This is a genomic window from Microcoleus sp. N3A4, from assembly GCF_036701805.1.
Lineage (GTDB): Bacteria > Cyanobacteriota > Cyanobacteriia > Cyanobacteriales > Microcoleaceae > Microcoleus.
The window spans coordinates 1-16486 of the sequence record NZ_JAUBRJ010000036.1; the positions used below are offsets into that span (position 1 = coordinate 1).

15 protein-coding genes, 1 tRNA gene and 1 pseudogene are annotated in these 16486 nt (G+C 45.2%); 9 read left to right on the forward strand and 8 right to left on the reverse strand.

The genetic code is table 11. From position 1 onward, the window contains the following. The coding region (locus QUA56_RS20435; RefSeq protein ID WP_333360897.1) for a phospholipid carrier-dependent glycosyltransferase at positions 1-632 on the reverse strand (632 nt) is incomplete at its 3' end. A gap of 133 nt (positions 633-765) precedes the next feature. Between QUA56_RS20435 and QUA56_RS20440 the strand changes: the two genes are divergently transcribed. The 6 genes and pseudogenes from QUA56_RS20440 (at position 766) to QUA56_RS20465 (ending at position 3376) form a co-directional block, all read left to right on the forward strand. Further along, a tRNA-Phe gene (locus tag QUA56_RS20440) sits at positions 766-838 on the forward strand. 336 nt (positions 839-1174) lie between these two features. Beyond that, positions 1175-1369 carry a hypothetical protein gene (locus QUA56_RS20445; protein ID WP_333360898.1) on the forward strand — a complete coding sequence of 65 codons (195 nt, stop codon included), beginning with the start codon at positions 1175-1177 and terminating at the stop codon, positions 1367-1369. 356 nt (positions 1370-1725) lie between these two features. After that, the gene (locus QUA56_RS20450; RefSeq protein ID WP_333360900.1) at positions 1726-2238 is read left to right on the forward strand and encodes a dihydrofolate reductase family protein; all 513 of its coding nucleotides are present in this window, start codon (positions 1726-1728) and stop codon (positions 2236-2238) included. 94 nt (positions 2239-2332) lie between these two features. Then, positions 2333-2752 (forward strand): annotated as a pseudogene (locus tag QUA56_RS20455) (XisH family protein). Next, entirely contained in the window at positions 2740-3075 is a 336-nt protein-coding gene (locus QUA56_RS20460; RefSeq protein ID WP_190732840.1) for a XisI protein, read from the forward strand. Before QUA56_RS20455 ends, QUA56_RS20460 begins: the two are co-directional and overlap by 13 nt. Then, on the forward strand, positions 3062-3376 hold the full coding sequence (locus tag QUA56_RS20465) for a hypothetical protein (RefSeq protein ID WP_333360901.1): 315 nt from the start codon (positions 3062-3064) through the stop codon (positions 3374-3376). Before QUA56_RS20460 ends, QUA56_RS20465 begins: the two co-directional genes overlap by 14 nt. A gap of 252 nt (positions 3377-3628) precedes the next feature. Here the strand turns inward: QUA56_RS20465 and ileS are convergent, their stop codons facing one another. From ileS to QUA56_RS20495, 6 genes are all read right to left on the reverse strand, one after another. Beyond that, positions 3629-7219: an isoleucine--tRNA ligase gene (ileS, locus tag QUA56_RS20470; protein ID WP_333360903.1), complete on the reverse strand. Its 3591-nt coding sequence runs from the start codon at positions 7217-7219 to the stop codon at positions 3629-3631. 70 nt (positions 7220-7289) lie between these two features. After that, positions 7290-7499 (reverse strand): hypothetical protein, encoded by a 210-nt coding sequence (locus tag QUA56_RS20475; protein ID WP_333360904.1) that lies wholly within the window; start codon positions 7497-7499, stop codon positions 7290-7292. Then, complete coding sequence (locus tag QUA56_RS20480; RefSeq protein WP_333360906.1) at positions 7484-8047, reverse strand: Uma2 family endonuclease; 564 nt, start codon at positions 8045-8047, stop codon at positions 7484-7486. Before QUA56_RS20480 ends, QUA56_RS20475 begins: the two co-directional genes overlap by 16 nt. Before the next feature lie 211 nt (positions 8048-8258). Further along, positions 8259-8669, reverse strand: a complete 411-nt coding sequence (locus QUA56_RS20485; RefSeq protein ID WP_333360908.1) for an Npun_F0494 family protein — start codon at positions 8667-8669, stop codon at positions 8259-8261. 72 nt (positions 8670-8741) lie between these two features. After that, positions 8742-9452: a DUF4276 family protein gene (locus QUA56_RS20490; RefSeq protein WP_333360910.1), complete on the reverse strand. Its 711-nt coding sequence runs from the start codon at positions 9450-9452 to the stop codon at positions 8742-8744. A 3-nt stretch (positions 9453-9455) separates the two neighbouring features. Next, the gene (locus QUA56_RS20495; protein WP_333360912.1) at positions 9456-10655 is read right to left on the reverse strand and encodes an AAA family ATPase; all 1200 of its coding nucleotides are present in this window, start codon (positions 10653-10655) and stop codon (positions 9456-9458) included. Between the two features lie 154 nt (positions 10656-10809). Between QUA56_RS20495 and QUA56_RS20500 the strand changes: the two genes are divergently transcribed. Further along, entirely contained in the window at positions 10810-12300 is a 1491-nt protein-coding gene (locus QUA56_RS20500; protein WP_333360914.1) for a catalase, read from the forward strand. Positions 12301-12586: 286 nt separating this feature from the next. After that, entirely contained in the window at positions 12587-13027 is a 441-nt protein-coding gene (locus QUA56_RS20505; protein WP_333103541.1) for a peroxiredoxin, read from the forward strand. Positions 13028-13056: 29 nt separating this feature from the next. On the opposite strand, the gene QUA56_RS20510 is transcribed toward QUA56_RS20505, so the two are convergent. Next, positions 13057-13200: a hypothetical protein gene (locus tag QUA56_RS20510; protein ID WP_333360917.1), complete on the reverse strand. Its 144-nt coding sequence runs from the start codon at positions 13198-13200 to the stop codon at positions 13057-13059. A gap of 226 nt (positions 13201-13426) precedes the next feature. Between QUA56_RS20510 and QUA56_RS20515 the strand changes: the two genes are divergently transcribed. After that, on the forward strand, positions 13427-16081 hold the full coding sequence (locus QUA56_RS20515; protein WP_333360919.1) for a C39 family peptidase: 2655 nt from the start codon (positions 13427-13429) through the stop codon (positions 16079-16081). Positions 16082-16486: the final 405 nt, after the last annotated feature.

Sequence of the window (16486 nt, forward strand, 5' to 3'; positions counted from 1 at the left end):
GGGGAGAGGGGGAGATTGGGAGAGGGGGAGAGGGGGAGATCCGGAGAATGGGGAAAATCTTCCTTGATTTCTCTTCCTTCTTCCTTCTTCCTTCTTCCTTCTTCCTTCTTCGTTGTTCCTTCAGAAGCCTTCCACATTGTCAGACAATAGAAAGCAAAAGTAATCGCAGCAGTGAGGGGATAGTCGAGCAAAAATTGCAAGCGGAAGCGATAAAGTCCCGGCAACAAAACGCAAATTGCAGCAGCCCACAAACCGACTTGCCGGTTAAATAATTGGACGCCCAGACTGTAGACTGAGGCGAGGAGAATTGCACTAAATAATAAATGAACTAGGGTTGCCCGATCGACCCCTGTACCGAAAACCTGAAGAAACGGAACCGTTAAGATGTACGCCAAGGGCGGAATTTTCGTCGAAAGCAGCCAGAAGTTTGTCCACCACTCCCCGGAAAACCACTGAGGATGCTGCAACGCCTGCAAGTAATTCAGCGTGCTAGTCAGGTATTCTGCCTGATCCCACGCGGGGACGGATCGATCGAGGGTAAACCAGAGGCGATCGCTAATTGCCCCCAGCAGCCAAATTATGCCCAAGACAAGCAGACTCTTACTTCCGCTGTCCCGATGTTGCTGTGCCATTGCGATTTTTGGATTTTAGATTGCAGCTTTTAGCTTACAGGCGCGCGGTTCCGGGCGATCGAAAAATTAATTGAGAAAAGTGCTTGCTAAATTCTGTATGTGTCTGCTAAGATAGTAAAGCGCGAAAAAACAAGCCGGGATAGCTCAGTTGGTAGAGCAGTGGACTGAAAATCCACGTGTCACGAGTTCAAGTCTCGTTCCTGGCATCGCAAAGCCCTCACAAAGTTGAGGGTTTTTTTTTAGGAAAATCCGAGCCATGCAGTCAATTATCGAACTCGATTTGCCTGAAAGTTTAGCTGACGAGATTGATGAATCTGTTCGACCTGAATATTTGAAGCTGTGGATAAGCGTTCAACCGCGCCGAGAATAGTTTTTAGAATGAATTATTTACATCTGCTTGCGCTCATTGGTAACTTGGTCAACTCGGGGCGATTGCCTTGAAATGCCATCCAGCTATGGTTTAGGACACCAGAAAACTAATAATTTGGCATACTAAGTACGGAAGAGCCGATGCTTCCAAAACCAACAACTTCCACGGCCAGATGTCTGGTGTTATCGGCAGCGGCAACGCTGAAGTTAGCAATAACCAATTTCTTCAAAATAATAACGCCAATACGGCAGATATACTGAAATTAATCGCATCTTTGCGTGAAACCTGCGCGCAGTTTCCCGAAGACATTCGAGATGAGATAATTATTGACATTGAAGATGTCGAAGCCGAAGTCATTCGATTTTAGATTTTAGATTTTAGATTTTGGATTGACCCTACGGATCAATTCGGGGGCTTGAGGATTTGAGATTTGAGATTTTGGATTGATTCCACGGATAAATCGCGTGGCGGGTACCACCTTTGAAATTCTTGGTCAAGAAACCGGAGAACTCATGGAATAAAACAAAATTTTAAAAAAGGTTAACAGCTATTTTAGCGATCGCAATTCCGATCGCAGGCATGACTGATTTTGCCGATCGGGCGATCGATGTCAGCAACAAACTGGCTATCAAACTCAAGCTACCGTCAGGACGCTAAATCCTTTAAAATTAAGGTCACGGGGGCGATGTTCGCCCCACTCATCCCAAAAAGCTCGGTGTTGCCATGCGTAAAATTGTACTATTCATTGCATCTAGTTTGGACGGTTATATCGCCCGCTCGAATGGCGATATTGACTGGCTGTTTACAGACCAAAATTACGGTTATACTAAATTCTTAGATAGCATCGATACGGTTCTCATGGGTCGCAAAACTTACGAACAAGTTTTAACTTTTGGCGAGTATCCGTACCAGGAAAAAAAGAGTTATGTTTTTACAAAAAATCTAGATTTTCAAGCAACTTCAGATGTCGAATTCGTAACACATTTAGAGAGTTTTGTCAATGATTTGCGCTTGCTTGACGGCAAAAATATTTGGTTGGTGGGAGGTGCTCTGCTGATTCGCGATTTCCTGAATCAAAACTTTGTCAACGAAGTGATTCTCTCGGTACACCCAATTATTTTGGGCGAGGGAATCCCTTTATTTGCTAATCCCATAAATACTACAGCTTTGCAGTTAACTGGATGTCAGACATACAGTTCTGGTATGGTTCAGCTATCTTATGATGTCGCGACTTGAGGGCGCGCCCAATTGCTAAGTCGCTTGCCAAATACTGCCAGTTGGTTATCGAAAAAGGTAAGATAGGAATAAGTAAGTTAGTTATCGATATATTATGTCTGCCAGAGATGTTTTTCATGAAGTTGTCAAAACAGCTTTGCAAAAAGAAGGCTGGCATATTACCCACGATCCGTTTCCGATTAGTGTGGGCGGTGTAGATATGTCGATCGATCTGGGAGCAGAAAGGCTGATTGCCGCAGAAAGGGAAGGCGAAAAAATTGCCGTTGAGGTCAAAAGTTTTTTGGCAAAATCGTCGGCAATCTCGGAATTTCACAGAGCATTGGGGCCGTTCATTAATTATCGAGCCGCACTTAAAGAAAAAGCACCCGATCGCATTTTGTACTTGGCTGTGCCGTTAATAACTTATGAATAATTCTTTCAACTAGATTTCCCGAAAGCAAGGATCGAGGAAAACCAGGTAAAAATGATTGTTTATGATACAGCACTTGAGGTTATTGTAGAATGGAAAAATTAAGCAAATATCGGCAAATTGTGCAGCAAATGTTACTGGAGTACGGCAAGCGCAAACCTGCTCACGGAGACATTGAAGTCGAGACTATTCTTGATACAGAACGAGATCATTACCAAATCTTTTATGTGGGCTGGGACAAGCAGACTAGGGTGCATCACTGTAGCATTCACATTGATATCAAGGGCGGGAAAATTTGGCTTCAATGGAATGCCACTGAAGATGATATTGCTGAAGATTTAGTAATAGCCGGAGTTCCAAAAGAGGATATTGTTTGGGGATTTCAGCCGCCCTTTATGCGAAAGTATACGGGTTATGCAGTGGAATAGATCGCAGATGATGAAATGTGTTTGCTGCTTGTTGCTATTAATATCTTTTTTCGGGAATGCGCTTCCTGCTGACGCCTCTGTATGCCGCAATTATCGAGGAAGCGAGATTTGCATTGTCGATATCAAACGCAGTGCGAAAAATTATTGGGAATACAGGGTAATTCTGAGTGTTGATGGAGTTAAACAGCCTCTGGAAGTCTACAATTGCCGCGATCGCACTACAGTTAAGAAAGATGGAACAGTTTTGACGTTTGGACAAAACAACCCTGGTGAAATCGTCTGCCGTTTTTTTAAGAAATAGCATATTCTGGACGCTGCTCAAAGCCCATCCCACTCATTGTTTGATTGATTTAACTGGTTCCAAGGCTCTGCCTTGGAACCCATATAAGCGAGGCTCTGCCTCGGCTGGGAAGATGGAGGCAGAGCCTCTGGATCTGCGTTACCAGGCTGCAGCCTGGTAACGAGTAGATAGTGAAGCAATCACGGAGTCTGCGATTGCTTCGCGTATAGCTCGCAATGACAGTTACAGCGGTGTGCGGTGTACATCATACGGTTAGAATTTGCCGTCTACTGCTGAAACGCAGCGTTCGCAAATTAGCGGATGTTCGATCGACTCTCCGACGTGAGTAGAGTAATTCCAGCAACGATCGCACTTTTCGCCGTCTGCTTTGACTACACCAATCGCCAACTCGGGAGACTGGAAACTGTACGGCAATTCTTGCAGAATTGCATTCGATTCTACCAGTTCCACTTCCGAAGTAATGAACAAATACCGCAGTTCGTCTACACCGCTGCCGGTCATTGTAGAATCGTGCGTTACAGCTATTTCAGCAGGAATTTCTGGTTTGGGTTCGATCGCAACTAATTCTGCTGTCGGGATTTGGGGTGTTTCTACAAACACTTTTTCGGCTGGGGCTGTTTGTGCGATCGCCTGTGTTTCTACAAGCACAAGCGCCGTATCTAATGCCGGTGCGAGTACCATCGCCTTTGTTTCTGCAAGTACAAGCGCTGTACTCCGGCCCACCACATCTGCTGTCAGCGAATCAATTTGTTCTGCAATTTCTTGACGGTTGGCGGCAAACAACAAGTGACGGAAAGCAAACCAGATTGTAAATAAGATGCCGATGACTTCCAATAGGCTTCCCAATACCGGAATCTGATTCATAGTATCCAAAATCGCCAGCGTTACTCTGCCGGTTATCAACACAGAGGCTAACAGCCCAAGTGTTACCAAAACTTTTTGGTATTCTGTAAAAAAGTTGCCCGCGTATTCAGGCAGATCCGCCACAAACTGGACGCTTCGATCTAAAATTTGCTGCCAATCTAAAGCCGACGGTTCAGGGGCAGAATACTGTACGATCGCAGAAGATCGATCGCTCTTTTCTGCGATCGTTTCCGCCTCAACATAAACTGTGTTTTCTGTCAAGACTTTGGCAACTTTTGCCGCTTGTTCTTCCTGTTTATCTTGTGCTGCTTTTGCTTTCTCTTCTGCGGCTAACTCGATGACTGAATTTTGCGATCGCACATAATCCACCAATTCTTCGCTGCTGGGATTCAAAGCTTGCAATTGCTGTCTTTTCTCAACATCGGGAACGTACACCAAAACCTTAGCTTCCAAAGAAGAACCGATCGCCTTTTCAATCCTGGCTTTTTCCAAAACCTTGTTAACTTCGCCGCGAACTTGCCGCAAATACTGCCAGCGAGTAGCCAATTCTGGATTGTGCCATTTTGCATCAATTTGCACCCAGCCGGCTTCAAATACTGACTTGTAAGGAGTCGGATAGGGAAGGTACTGCCAAATATCCTCAGCCATGTGACACAAAACAGGTGCGATCGCCTTTGCCAAATTCTCCACAGCAATTGCAATCACCGTCTGACAACTGCGGCGGCGACGGGCATCTTTGGCGCTGATGTAAAGTCTGTCTTTGGCAATATCCAAGTAAAAATTCGACAAATCCACCGTGCAGAAATTCTGCACAGTTTGGAAAAATCGCGAAAATTGGAAACTTTCAAAAGCATCTTGGACTTCCGCAAAAACTTCGCCCATTCTGTGCAGCATATAGCGATCGAGTTCCGGCAATTCCTCGTAAGCAACAGCATCTTTTGCCGGGTCGAAGTCATGCAAATTTCCCAGCAAAAACTTAGCTGTATTGCGAATTTTGCGGTAAACATCCGACTGCTGTTTGAGAATGTTTTTGCCCAAAGGCACATCGGCAGAGTAGTCTACCGAAGACACCCACAACCGCAAAACATCGGCTCCATATTCCTTAATTACGACGGCCGGATCGACGACATTGCCTTCAGATTTGCTCATCTTGCGGCCTTTTTCATCGAGCACAAAACCGTGAGTCAAAACTGTTTTGTAAGGAGCGACGCCGTTAGTTGCTACACTCGTAAGCAAGCTGGATTGAAACCATCCCCGATGTTGGTCTGAACCTTCCAAATACATATCAGCAGGATATTTCAATTCCGATCGACCTTTGGCAACTGCGGCCCAAGAAGAACCGGAGTCAAACCACACATCCATCGTGTCGGTTCCCTTGCGGTAAGTGCGGCCGTTGTTGCGGTAAGATTCCGGCAGCAATTCGGCGATCGACAATTCCCACCAAGCATCCGAACCGCGTTCGGCAAAAATGGCTTGCACGTGGGCGATCGTTTCTTCATTTAACAGCGGTTCGTTGGTTTCTTCGTCGTAGAATACGGGAATGGGAACGCCCCAAGTCCGCTGGCGAGAAATACACCAATCCGATCGATCGCTAACCATTGCAGTAATCCGATTTTCCCCTTGCGCGGGAATCCAATTCACATCGGCGATCGCTTTTAAGGCTTCATCTCTAAACCCTTCCACCGACGCAAACCACTGTTCCGTCGCCCGAAAAATAGTCGGCTTTTTCGTGCGCCAATCGTAAGGATAAGAGTGAGCGTAACTTTCCTCTTTAATCAAACAATTTGCTTCGGCAAGGGCATCAATCACTGCGGCATTGCCGTTTCCGAGCACATTTAAACCTGCGAACTGTCCGGCTTCTGCGGTGAAATTTCCGTTCTCATCTACAGGTGTTAAAACTGGTAAACCGCAGCGTTTTCCGACGATAAAGTCTTCTTGTCCGTGCCCCGGTGCAGTGTGCACCAATCCCGTCCCTGAATCAGCGGTAATGTAGTCGCCGCCGGCAACAATTGGACTTTCGCGATCGAACAGCGGGTGTTTGTAGATGCAGCCTTCTAATTCTTTACCTGAGAAGGTGGCAAGTATTTTTAATTGAGTGTTAAAAGTTGCCGACAGCCGATCGACCGCATCGACAGCTACTAACATAAATTGTTGTGCGATGTGGGAATTTGCCGGCGGTTCCACCACCGCATAAGTCAGTTCGGGATTGACTGCGATCGCCAAGTTTGCCGGAATTGTCCAGGGGGTAGTAGTCCAAATCGCCGCCCAGAGGCTCGGCATATAGCGCTTGAGCTTCTGTTGCAAAGATTTTGACAATTTTTTCACGTGGAAGCCGACATAGATGCTGCGCGACGTGTGGCCTTCGGGATATTCCAGTTCGGCTTCGGCGAGGGCTGTTTTCGAGCTCGGACTCCAGTGAACCGGTTTGAAGCCTCGGTAGATGTAGCCTTTGAGCACCATTTGACCGAATACGCCGATTTGGGCGGCTTCGTATTCGGGTTTCAGAGTTAAATACGGGTGTTTCCAGTCGCCCCAAACGCCGTAGCGCTGGAAGGATTCGCGCTGCTGTTCCATTGTTTGCTGCGCGAAGGCGGAGGCTTTGCGGCGGAGTTCGATCGGAGTCAGATTGAGCCGCTCCTCCGATTTCATGTTCTGCAATACTTTAAGTTCGATCGGCAATCCGTGACAATCCCAACCGGGCACGTAGCGGACTTTTTTGCCGCGCAGCATTTGGTAGCGGTTGATAAAGTCTTTGAGGATTTTGTTGAGGGCGTGGCCGATGTGGAGTTGTCCGTTGGCGTAGGGCGGGCCGTCGTGGAGGATGAACAAGTCGCCTGGGTTATTCTGGGAGAGGCGATCGTAGATGTGTTCCTCTGCCCAAAATTGTTGCAATTCTGGTTCCCGTTTGACGGCGTTGGCGCGCATATCAAACTTGGTTTTGGGCAGGTTTACCGTGTCTTTGTAAGATTTAGCTTCCATTTTTGACAAACTTTTTATGTAGTTAGTTGTTAGTAGTTTGCGGTTATTTGAGAGATGATATCAAGTCCGGTTAAATAATCATAATTAAGTTTGTAGTGAGGAACGCAAGTCCTCTCTCGTCCTTGAAGTGTTGACAGCCAGATATTCTAGTATAAGCGATCGACCGCACATTCGATCGCAGCAAATCCGTAGAGATATCTCTCTTCTCTTCCTCTGCGCCCTCTGCGCCCTCTGCGGTTAAATCATTCCTAAACCGAGGTGGCGCTACTGAGTCAGCCAACTGAACATTTCACCGACGGTGAGATTAAAGGATTCGGCGAAGGTTGGAACGGGGATGCGATCGCCCGGTTCTTCAAAAAATGCTATGGTGCGATCGGCAAAATAGACAAACACCAGTTCTTCTTCCGGGTCAATCAGCCAGCCCATCTGAGTTCCGTGGGCGAGACAGTGAAGGATATTGCGGACGACTTTGGTTTGGCTTTGGTCTGGGGAGAGGATTTCGATTGTCCAGTCGGGGGCGATGGCGAAGGTGTTGGCGACTTCGCCGTTTTCGTCGCGGGGAATGCGTTCCCAGGTAAAGACTGCAAGATCGGGTACAGTCGATCGACCGCCAAAGGTACAGCGCAATTCTGGATAGGCGCGGGCGATGCGTTGGGGTTTGAGTACCCGGTTGATGTCAGCACCCAAATCGCTTTGAATTGTGCTGTGTTTTCCTTGGGGCATAGGTTTCTGGATAATTTGACCGTCGATGAATTCGCTGGCGGGTTTGGTTTCCGACAGTTGGAGAAATTCATCGAGATTCAAAGATTTAGTCGGGGTTTGAACCATTGTTTTAATTTGATTTAAGTTGAATTTGTATTAGTTAAGCGATCGCGCATTTAATTTATACTCACATCTCTCAAGAACAGGCAAGATGCCTGTTCCACAAAGAGTAAATTTGCTTGTGGGGTGGATTTCTTCAAACTCTTGTGGGGTGGGCATCTTGCCCGCCCAAAAGCTTAAATTTTAAGGTTCAACCACTTATTAGCCGCCATTCCGGTTATAGAAATATTCCCAACCCGCGGCTGACGGCATTTCCCATACGATCGCACAATGACGCGGCCGGCACTCCCTGTCCTTGCTGTTCCCATTTTTCCACGAGTTGGCGGCCCAGGGGCGTGAGGCGAAAACTGTCGGTAATGCCTTGTCCGTCTACTTCCCGCCGCAGTACGCCGACTTGGATCAGCCAGAGTAGGGAGTTTTCGGCTGCGAGTTCGGATACGGGCGATCGGGTGTAGCCGCTTTCGACACCGGAATTTGAGGCGATCGCAGTTAGGAAAACACTGTTATCGCGGATTGTCTGGAAGAAGTGTAATAGAAAAGGGGAACAGCGGACGGCGCGATCGGCTCTTTTGACGGTGCGGCTGGGATAACTAATAGATTTAAACGCTTCGGATGGGATAAAAGTCATTCAAAAAACCTCTGAACAGGTACTATATTTTTAATTGTTACAGATTATATGGTAAGTTTGGCGGTTGATTTACTAAACCAAGAAACTATCTATCTCATCAATAAACCTTTTGAGTTGCTTAACACTGTTAACCAAGTGCAAATACAAAATTTCATAATCAAGATTATTTATAATCTCTTGCGATGCTTTTTCACTTTTCTCATAATTTCTACTTACTAATCGATAAATTTCATCTAAATCTTGACTAGGATGTGCCCTTTGTTCAGGATCGATCATTCTTAGGTCTAAACCACATTTTTGTAGGATAAAATCACAGGTTAAACGATTATCTACTTTAGCCAAATAATTCCATTCTGCTAAAAACCATGCTTCAACTTCCATTACAGCTAAAATTACAGAAATTGGAACTCCTATTTTTTGCAAAGGTTTCAACAATCCTCTGATTCCTGTTTCTATTTCTTCTTTTTTCCCTAAAGGTGTTGGGTATAAATCTCTAAGCCCTAAAATTTTTTCATAACCCTTCTTGATTAAGCTCTGATGCTGTTTTCTGATATCAGAAACTACATGAGCATCATTACCACAATCATATAAAAGGACAAAAAAAGGAGCATTTTTTATGGTACTTAATTTAAGTGGTTGAATTCTACGATTATCTTTACCGCCTTGAAATTTATAAGTTTCAATAGATATTTTTTTATGACCAGCAATTTCCTGAAATAACCTTTCAACAAATATCTGTTCTGTTTGTCCTTCAACAAAACAAGCAATTTTCTTTGGTGTCATAATTTATGCTGCCTCTTCATCACCTTCTTTTTGTAACAGAAACTCACTGGTGAACAAATCAAAGTTATTAAGTCCAATAAACTCAAACTCCTCAATCTTCTCCCGTGAATTATAAATATTATGTAATTTTGCACTCCCAGGAGTTCGTTCAATCAATGACCAATATTCTAGCGGAACACCATTCATAATAAACTCATCATTGGTAGTCATAATAAGTTGAATTAATCCTGTTTTAGCTTTGTCTATTAGAAGTTTAATTATAGACGAAGAGCGTTGATAATCTAACCCTTCTCCAATATCATCAATCACAATACAACTAGGTTTACTCGCTAGTAAAGAGTAGTTAATTTGAATAAACAATGATAAAGCTCGAAACATTCCTTGTGACATTTCTAATTGTTCTGTCACGGAAGTTAAATCTGCTTCCTTAATGTATAGAGATTGTGGTACTTCCTCTGAACTATCAGCAGCAGAAATATCGGAATTGATGAAAGATGGCACTTTTATTCCAACTTCTAATAACTGATAACCAATTTTCGTCATATCAGAGATAATTGCGTCTATAAACTGCTCGCCAATTTCCTGTTTTCCCAGCACAAATATACCGACAACAGACCTAGCATCTTTGACCTTTATCTCATTTTTTGATAATTCTCGGTCTCGAGGAAAGGGAGGAACCCACATAAAATTCTTACCTAGTTCTGTTCCAAACTCATAAAATCTTAGGGAACTAGACCATTGATATAAATCCTCTAAAAATGGATGCTGAATAGAATCTCTACGCTTAACTACTGCGAGTTCTGTTGGGTCAGTTTGAAACCGAATATCTTGGTCAAGTTCTTTAGCAAAGATAGTACCTTTGCCTGATTCATCCCTATCTAAAAGTGGCTCATTGCTTTTACTGCCTATAATTAATTTTTCTTTAATTACAAGACCTTTCTCTATTTTCAATATATATTCTGTTTTTTCTTCAGACCGATCAATATCAAACAACAAATGCCATTCAGAGCTTTTGGCTTGTGGAAGAAGAGACCTACTATTTGATAGTAACTGTGACAGAGTATATATGGTTCTCACAATTTTTGATTTACCACTAGCATTTTTACCTACAATTAAATTTATTGGGCTTAATTGACATTCTTCGACTCGCCATTCACCAGGCAGACCTTTATTATACACATACTTAAAAATATCGAGCTTCATAAATTTGTTACCTTTATTACAAAATTTTTATAACAATAGGATCAAACACCAATAATTTAACACACAGTCGCCCATCTGAGAATTACGACCGCAGAAACACCTCGGTCCCAGAAAGGTATAGAATACTTAGGATGCAGCAATCAATTTACCCACTATGACAGAAGACAAAACATTGACAACCGCTAGCGGAATTCCGGTTGCAGATAACCAGAATTCCTTGACTGCGGGTGAACGCGGGCCTATCCTCATGCAGGATTTTCACCTGATGGAAAAACTGGCTCACTTCAACCGGGAACGCATTCCTGAGCGCGTTGTCCATGCAAAAGGAGCCGCTGCATTTGGCACGTTTACCGTCACCCATGACATTACTCGCTACACCAAAGCTCAGCTATTCTCAGAAGTTGGCAAACAAACTCAGGTTCTCCTGCGTTTCTCTACCGTAGGCGGCGAACAAGGTTCAGCGGATGCCGAACGTGACCCCAGAGGTTTTTCGATGAAGTTCTACACTGAAGAAGGCAACTGGGATTTAGTAGGCAACAACACGCCTATTTTCTTCATCCGCGATCCCCTGAAATTCCCTGATTTTATCCACACCCAAAAGCGCCATCCCCAAACGCATCTCAAAGATCCTGACGCGAAGTGGGATTTCTGGTCTCTGAGTCCAGAAGCTTTGCATCAGGTGACAATTCTGTTTTCCGATCGCGGTACGCCGAAAAACCACCGCCACATGGACGGTTTTGGCAGCCATACGTTCAGCCTCATCAACGATCGAGGAGAACGGGTTTGGTGCAAATTCCACTTCAAAACCATGCAAGGTATTGATAATTTCACCGCCGAAGAAGCGACGCAGATCAAAGGCGAAGACCCCGATCATGCGACTCGCGACTTGTTTGAGTCGATCGAGCAAGGTAATTATCCCAAATGGCGGTTTTGCATTCAAGTAATGACCGAGGCCCAAGCCGCAGAGTATCGCGAAAACCCCTTTGACTTGACGAAAGTGTGGAAACACTCAGAGTTTCCATTAATTGATGTGGGAATTCTTGAACTCAATCGCAATCCACAAAACTTTTTTGCTGAAGTGGAACAGGCGGCATTTTCTCCTTCTAATGTCGTTCCAGGTATTAGCTTCTCTCCAGACAAAGTGCTGCAATCTCGCATCATGTCTTATGCAGATGCTCAACGCTACCGTCTCGGTGCAAACTATCAGCAATTGCCCGTCAATCAACCAAAGTGTCCGGTGATGCACTATCAACGGGATGGCGCAATGGCACTGGGTAACAACGGTGGTAGCGGGCCGAACTACGAACCCAACAGCCACGAGGACGCGCCGAAGCAAAACTGTGCTTATGCTGACCCAGCTTGGGACTTAGGAAATGTCAAAGTCGATCGCTACGATCACCGTAAGGGCAATGACGATTACACCCAAGCAGGAGACCTCTATCGCTTGATGAAACCCGACGCACAGCAGCGGCTTGTCGCTAACATTGTGGACAGTTTGAGTGCAGCAAAACCGGAGATTCAGATGCGCCAACTGTGCCATTTCTTCCGCGCCGATCCGAATTACGGCCGCCAAGTTGCAGAAGGTTTAGGAATTGCGATCGATCCTTCTATGATGGCTGCAGCAGCTCAACCGGTTGGTGTGTAGAACCTCTTAGCAACCAGGAAACGGCAGTGCCGTTTCCCTACAATTAATCACGGTAGCCAGAACATGGCATTGCCGTGTCCCTACCCAAAATAATATTGTAGGGACACGGCACTGCCGTCTCCTCTATATGATTCCGGTGCAACCGGAATTGATATCATGTCTGAGTGCAACCGGAATTGATACTAGGGGCGATCGCGATTTTTAGCAAAGGTCTCTTGCAAAGCGACAGAACCAACTAAAATAAGTTGAGGAACTGCAAGAAAAACCAAACAAGGGAAACAAAACTATGACTTTACCAGTTGGGTGCGCTGCCCCTCAGTTTACCGCCAAAGACACCAACGGCAACACCGTCTCCCTCTCCGAATTCGCCGGTAAAACCGTAATCTTGTATTTCTACCCCAAAGATGACACCCCAGGCTGCACAAGACAAGCCCAAAGCTTCAAAGCAGCCCATGAAGAATACAAGGGCAAAGATATAGTAGTTCTCGGTGTCAGCCGAGACAACGAAGAATCGCACCAAAAGTTCACAGAGAAATACGGTTTGCCTTTCCAGCTATTAGCAGATGTTGATGGCACGATTACCAAAGCTTACGATGTCGAGAAGGGCGATTATGCCAAGCGCGTTACTTTCGTCATCGACGGTACAGGCAAAATTATTCAGGTTTATGAAGGAGAAAATCTGAAAGTTGACTCTCACGCTCAAGATATTCTTGTAACCATAGTTTAGTCGATCGAACTCAAAGGTACTTACCGCCCTTAGACTAAATCTAGGGGCGGTTTTATTTGCGATCGAGCAGTTGTATTGATAAAATTAGAAGTTATAGCAATTCCGGTTACAGATGAAATTGCCCTCAGAGTGCGATCGAATACAGCCACCGACAACACGGCAAGGTCGGACACGGCAATGCCGTTTCCTTACCCCAAAATAATCAATCTTCCTCGCTCGGATGTAACCATCTCCCGATTAATTTTCGGGAAACGGCACGGCGCCGCGTCCTGACTGTGGGTAATATCAATTCCGATGAAGCGCTGAATAGATATTATTCTTGTTATAACTGAACAATTACCAGATTTGTGAAAATTTTAAAGCCAGATTTAACTGCAAACATCGCTCGAGGAGATTGAAATGACAAGCAGCAACATTATTTTGAGCTACTTAGGCCCACAAGAAATTGAGGCAAATCGAGCCGCTGTCTTAGTTGGCAGTTTTGACAAAAATCAAGTGGCGGCGATTTCAGCAGCAGAAGGCTCAAATGCCCTGAATGTCGGGATAAATCTATCTACAGGCATTTGGAACATCAGTTTAGAAAAAGGATTCGATAGCGCAGGAACTCGCGCAGTGCAGGTGAGGGCAACTGATAAGACCGGCAAAGTTATCGGCCAAAAAACAGTTAACATCAAAGTTAATCCTGCTTCTAAGTCACCCGCTCAATTTTTCACGTTAATTACTCTCAGAGATACCGTATTCAAAGCCGGAACACTGCCCGCGAGCAATCTAAACCCGCAGCAAAAAGCGGAAATACCCGCAGGTAAAACTTATCAAATTACCGACTACGAGTTAGAAGACGGACACCTGAACATTCAACTAAATAATGCAATTTCTCCGGTGGGAAAGTCCGGCTTTTTCTACGAAAAACACGTACTCGTCGCCAAAGGCGCAAAAATTCTCATATTCGATCGCGCCGAGTTGCCCGCCCCGCCACCTGGAATGCAGTTACTGTGGGTTATCAAAAAGACCTGGTTAAAGCTCAACCCGGCAGATTCTACTACTTTAGGACAAACTCAGAAATTACAATTTAACCCGGGAGAAACTTTCAATATTCTCGGCTACGCTTGCGTGGAAAACCATTTTCGAGTCGCTTTTGCTCGGGCAGTTCCTAACTTAGGAACTTCGGGATTTCTGTACTCGCAGCACGTCCAAATTTTGCGAGACGGGAGGGGAATTCCGTTTGATACAAATGCAGTTACGATGACTGTTATCAAAACTACTGCGATCAAAAAACAGCCTGTAAATGCTGCTAACCTGCCACCCCAAGAAAAATTTACTTTGCCGGCGGGAATGATTTACGGAATTGCCGGATTCTCGATCGAACAAAGCCACATTAAAGTCTCGCTGAACGAGAATTTGCCGCAATTTGGCAATACGGGTTTCATTTATCCCGATTTTGTGCAATTCAGCCGCGGTGGCAAATCTTTCAATCCCGCTGTGAATTTAACTTATCAAGGGCCCTCAGAAGTTTTAATAAATCAGCCGATCGTCCTTCGGGGTACTTTTGACCGGCAACAAGCCGCAAAAGTTGAGGTGATAGCTGAGGATAAATTTCCGCTAAGCGTCACGCTAAACCAACAAGCCAGCACTTGGCAAGTGAATTTTCCTAAAGGATTTAGCGTAGCTGGAGCTCGCTGGCTCAGGTTGCGGGCAACTGACAGCAAAGGCAACGTTACTGGCAGCCAAATAATTTACATTACCGTAAGTTCCGATCCGCTGACAGTCGGAAAAGGTTTGACCTTAAAGATAGTTTCTGACACTTTGTTTAAGGTAGCTCCGCTTGATGCTTCCCGGCTCAACAATCAGCAAAAAGTTCTTGTCAAAGCAGGTCAGACTTTGGCAGTTAGCAAGTACGGATTTATTGACGGGCATCTCAAGGTGGTTGTGGATTCAGCAATTTCGCCGATCGGCACTTTTGGTTATTTTTACGAACCCGACGTTCAGTTGGCCAAAGGTACTCAAATCCTAAAATTCGATCTGGCCGACGTACCGAATAGCAACGTCAGCGCTCAACTGTTGGTAACTCAAACCACTCAGATTAAAGCTCAACCCGAAGATTCCTCTAAACTGCCTGCAAATCAAGTTGCTGACATACTTTTAGGTAGCACCTATGCCATTACTGGTTATGCCTGCATTTTGGGGCATTTCCGAGTAACTCTCGCCGAATCTATTCCCGGTTTCGGCAATATCGGATTTATTTATTGGCAGGACGTTAAAATCAAAAAAGACGGCAAAGAAGTTCCCTTTGACCCCGGTGCTTTGACGATGACAATCCTGCAAGCAACTGTGTTTAAAAAACGGCCGGTAGATGCTGCTAGCCTGAGCAGTACCGAGAAAACTACGCTGCCTTTAGGTCGAGTTTACGGCGTGGAAAGCTACGGTTTGGAAGGATCTCACCTGAAAGTTTCCCTGACTGAAGAACTGCCGAATTTGGGCAATACAGGTTATATTTTTCCTAGTTTTGTTCAGTTCAAGCGGGGAGATAAAATTTTCGATCCGGTTCCGAACAATGTGGAATTGAACGTGCCGTATTTTTCGCAGCGGGACAATCCGCGTTTTGACTGGTCTACTTGCAACGTAACTGCGATCGCGATGGTATTTTATTACTACGGCATTCGTTCTCAGTGGGGGGGACAGTTGGAGGATGAGTTGTTGCAGTGGTGTTTCGACTATGCCGGTCAGGGTTCTCAAACCGATCACAACGTACTTTCGGCACTGATTCAAGCTTACGGGTTTAAGACAAGTTTTAGTACGACTCGTATGTGGGCCGATGTGCGATCGGAATTGCTGAATCGGCGGCCGGTAGTTTTAGCGGGAGATTTTACTGCGGCCGGTCACATTATTACTTTAATTGGCTACAATTCTCAGGGTTATATCGTACAAGATCCTTGGGGAGATGCACTCACTGGTTACAGCGATACTGAGGGGAGAAAGTTGATGTATCCCTACAGTTACGTCAATCAAGTTGCGGGGCCAGATGGGAATGTTTGGGCGCATTTTATCTCTCGATAATTTACCAGTCTTATCGATCGCCCCTATTAAGCTGCTACGCATCTAAATTGTATTTTTGGGCGGGCGGGACGCCCAACCCCTACTCCCCACAAGAATTTGCTCGAATTTGACTGTCAAATTTAGATGCGCCTCAGCTTATCAACTCCGTCGATCGCTTGCGATAAAAGCTTACTTGTCCTGAGTCAATCGAAACGCAGTGAAGCAAAGCATCGGGCGAGATGCTTCGCTTCATTTGCTAGGGACTAAGTGGATAAGCTGTTCTGCATTTAAATTGTATGTCAAAAAACAATCAAACTCTTGTGGGGTGGGCGTCCCGCCCGCCCAAAAATACAATTTAAATGCGCGACAGCTTACAGCGTATTCCAGGTTTGTGAATTGTAGGGACACGGCAATGCCGTGTCCCTA

Coding starts and splice junctions, on each gene's coding strand:
- QUA56_RS20445 (WP_333360898.1), top strand. CDS start 1,175: ATGTCTGGTGTTATCGGCAGCGGCAACGCTGAAGTTAGCAATAACCAA.
- QUA56_RS20450 (WP_333360900.1), top strand. CDS start 1,726: ATGCGTAAAATTGTACTATTCATTGCATCTAGTTTGGACGGTTATATC.
- QUA56_RS20460 (WP_190732840.1), top strand. CDS start 2,740: ATGGAAAAATTAAGCAAATATCGGCAAATTGTGCAGCAAATGTTACTG.
- QUA56_RS20465 (WP_333360901.1), top strand. CDS start 3,062: ATGCAGTGGAATAGATCGCAGATGATGAAATGTGTTTGCTGCTTGTTG.
- ileS (WP_333360903.1), bottom strand. CDS start 7,219: ATGGAAGCTAAATCTTACAAAGACACGGTAAACCTGCCCAAAACCAAG.
- QUA56_RS20480 (WP_333360906.1), bottom strand. CDS start 8,047: ATGGTTCAAACCCCGACTAAATCTTTGAATCTCGATGAATTTCTCCAA.
- QUA56_RS20485 (WP_333360908.1), bottom strand. CDS start 8,669: ATGACTTTTATCCCATCCGAAGCGTTTAAATCTATTAGTTATCCCAGC.
- QUA56_RS20490 (WP_333360910.1), bottom strand. CDS start 9,452: ATGACACCAAAGAAAATTGCTTGTTTTGTTGAAGGACAAACAGAACAG.
- QUA56_RS20495 (WP_333360912.1), bottom strand. CDS start 10,655: ATGAAGCTCGATATTTTTAAGTATGTGTATAATAAAGGTCTGCCTGGT.
- QUA56_RS20500 (WP_333360914.1), top strand. CDS start 10,810: ATGACAGAAGACAAAACATTGACAACCGCTAGCGGAATTCCGGTTGCA.
- QUA56_RS20505 (WP_333103541.1), top strand. CDS start 12,587: ATGACTTTACCAGTTGGGTGCGCTGCCCCTCAGTTTACCGCCAAAGAC.
- QUA56_RS20515 (WP_333360919.1), top strand. CDS start 13,427: ATGACAAGCAGCAACATTATTTTGAGCTACTTAGGCCCACAAGAAATT.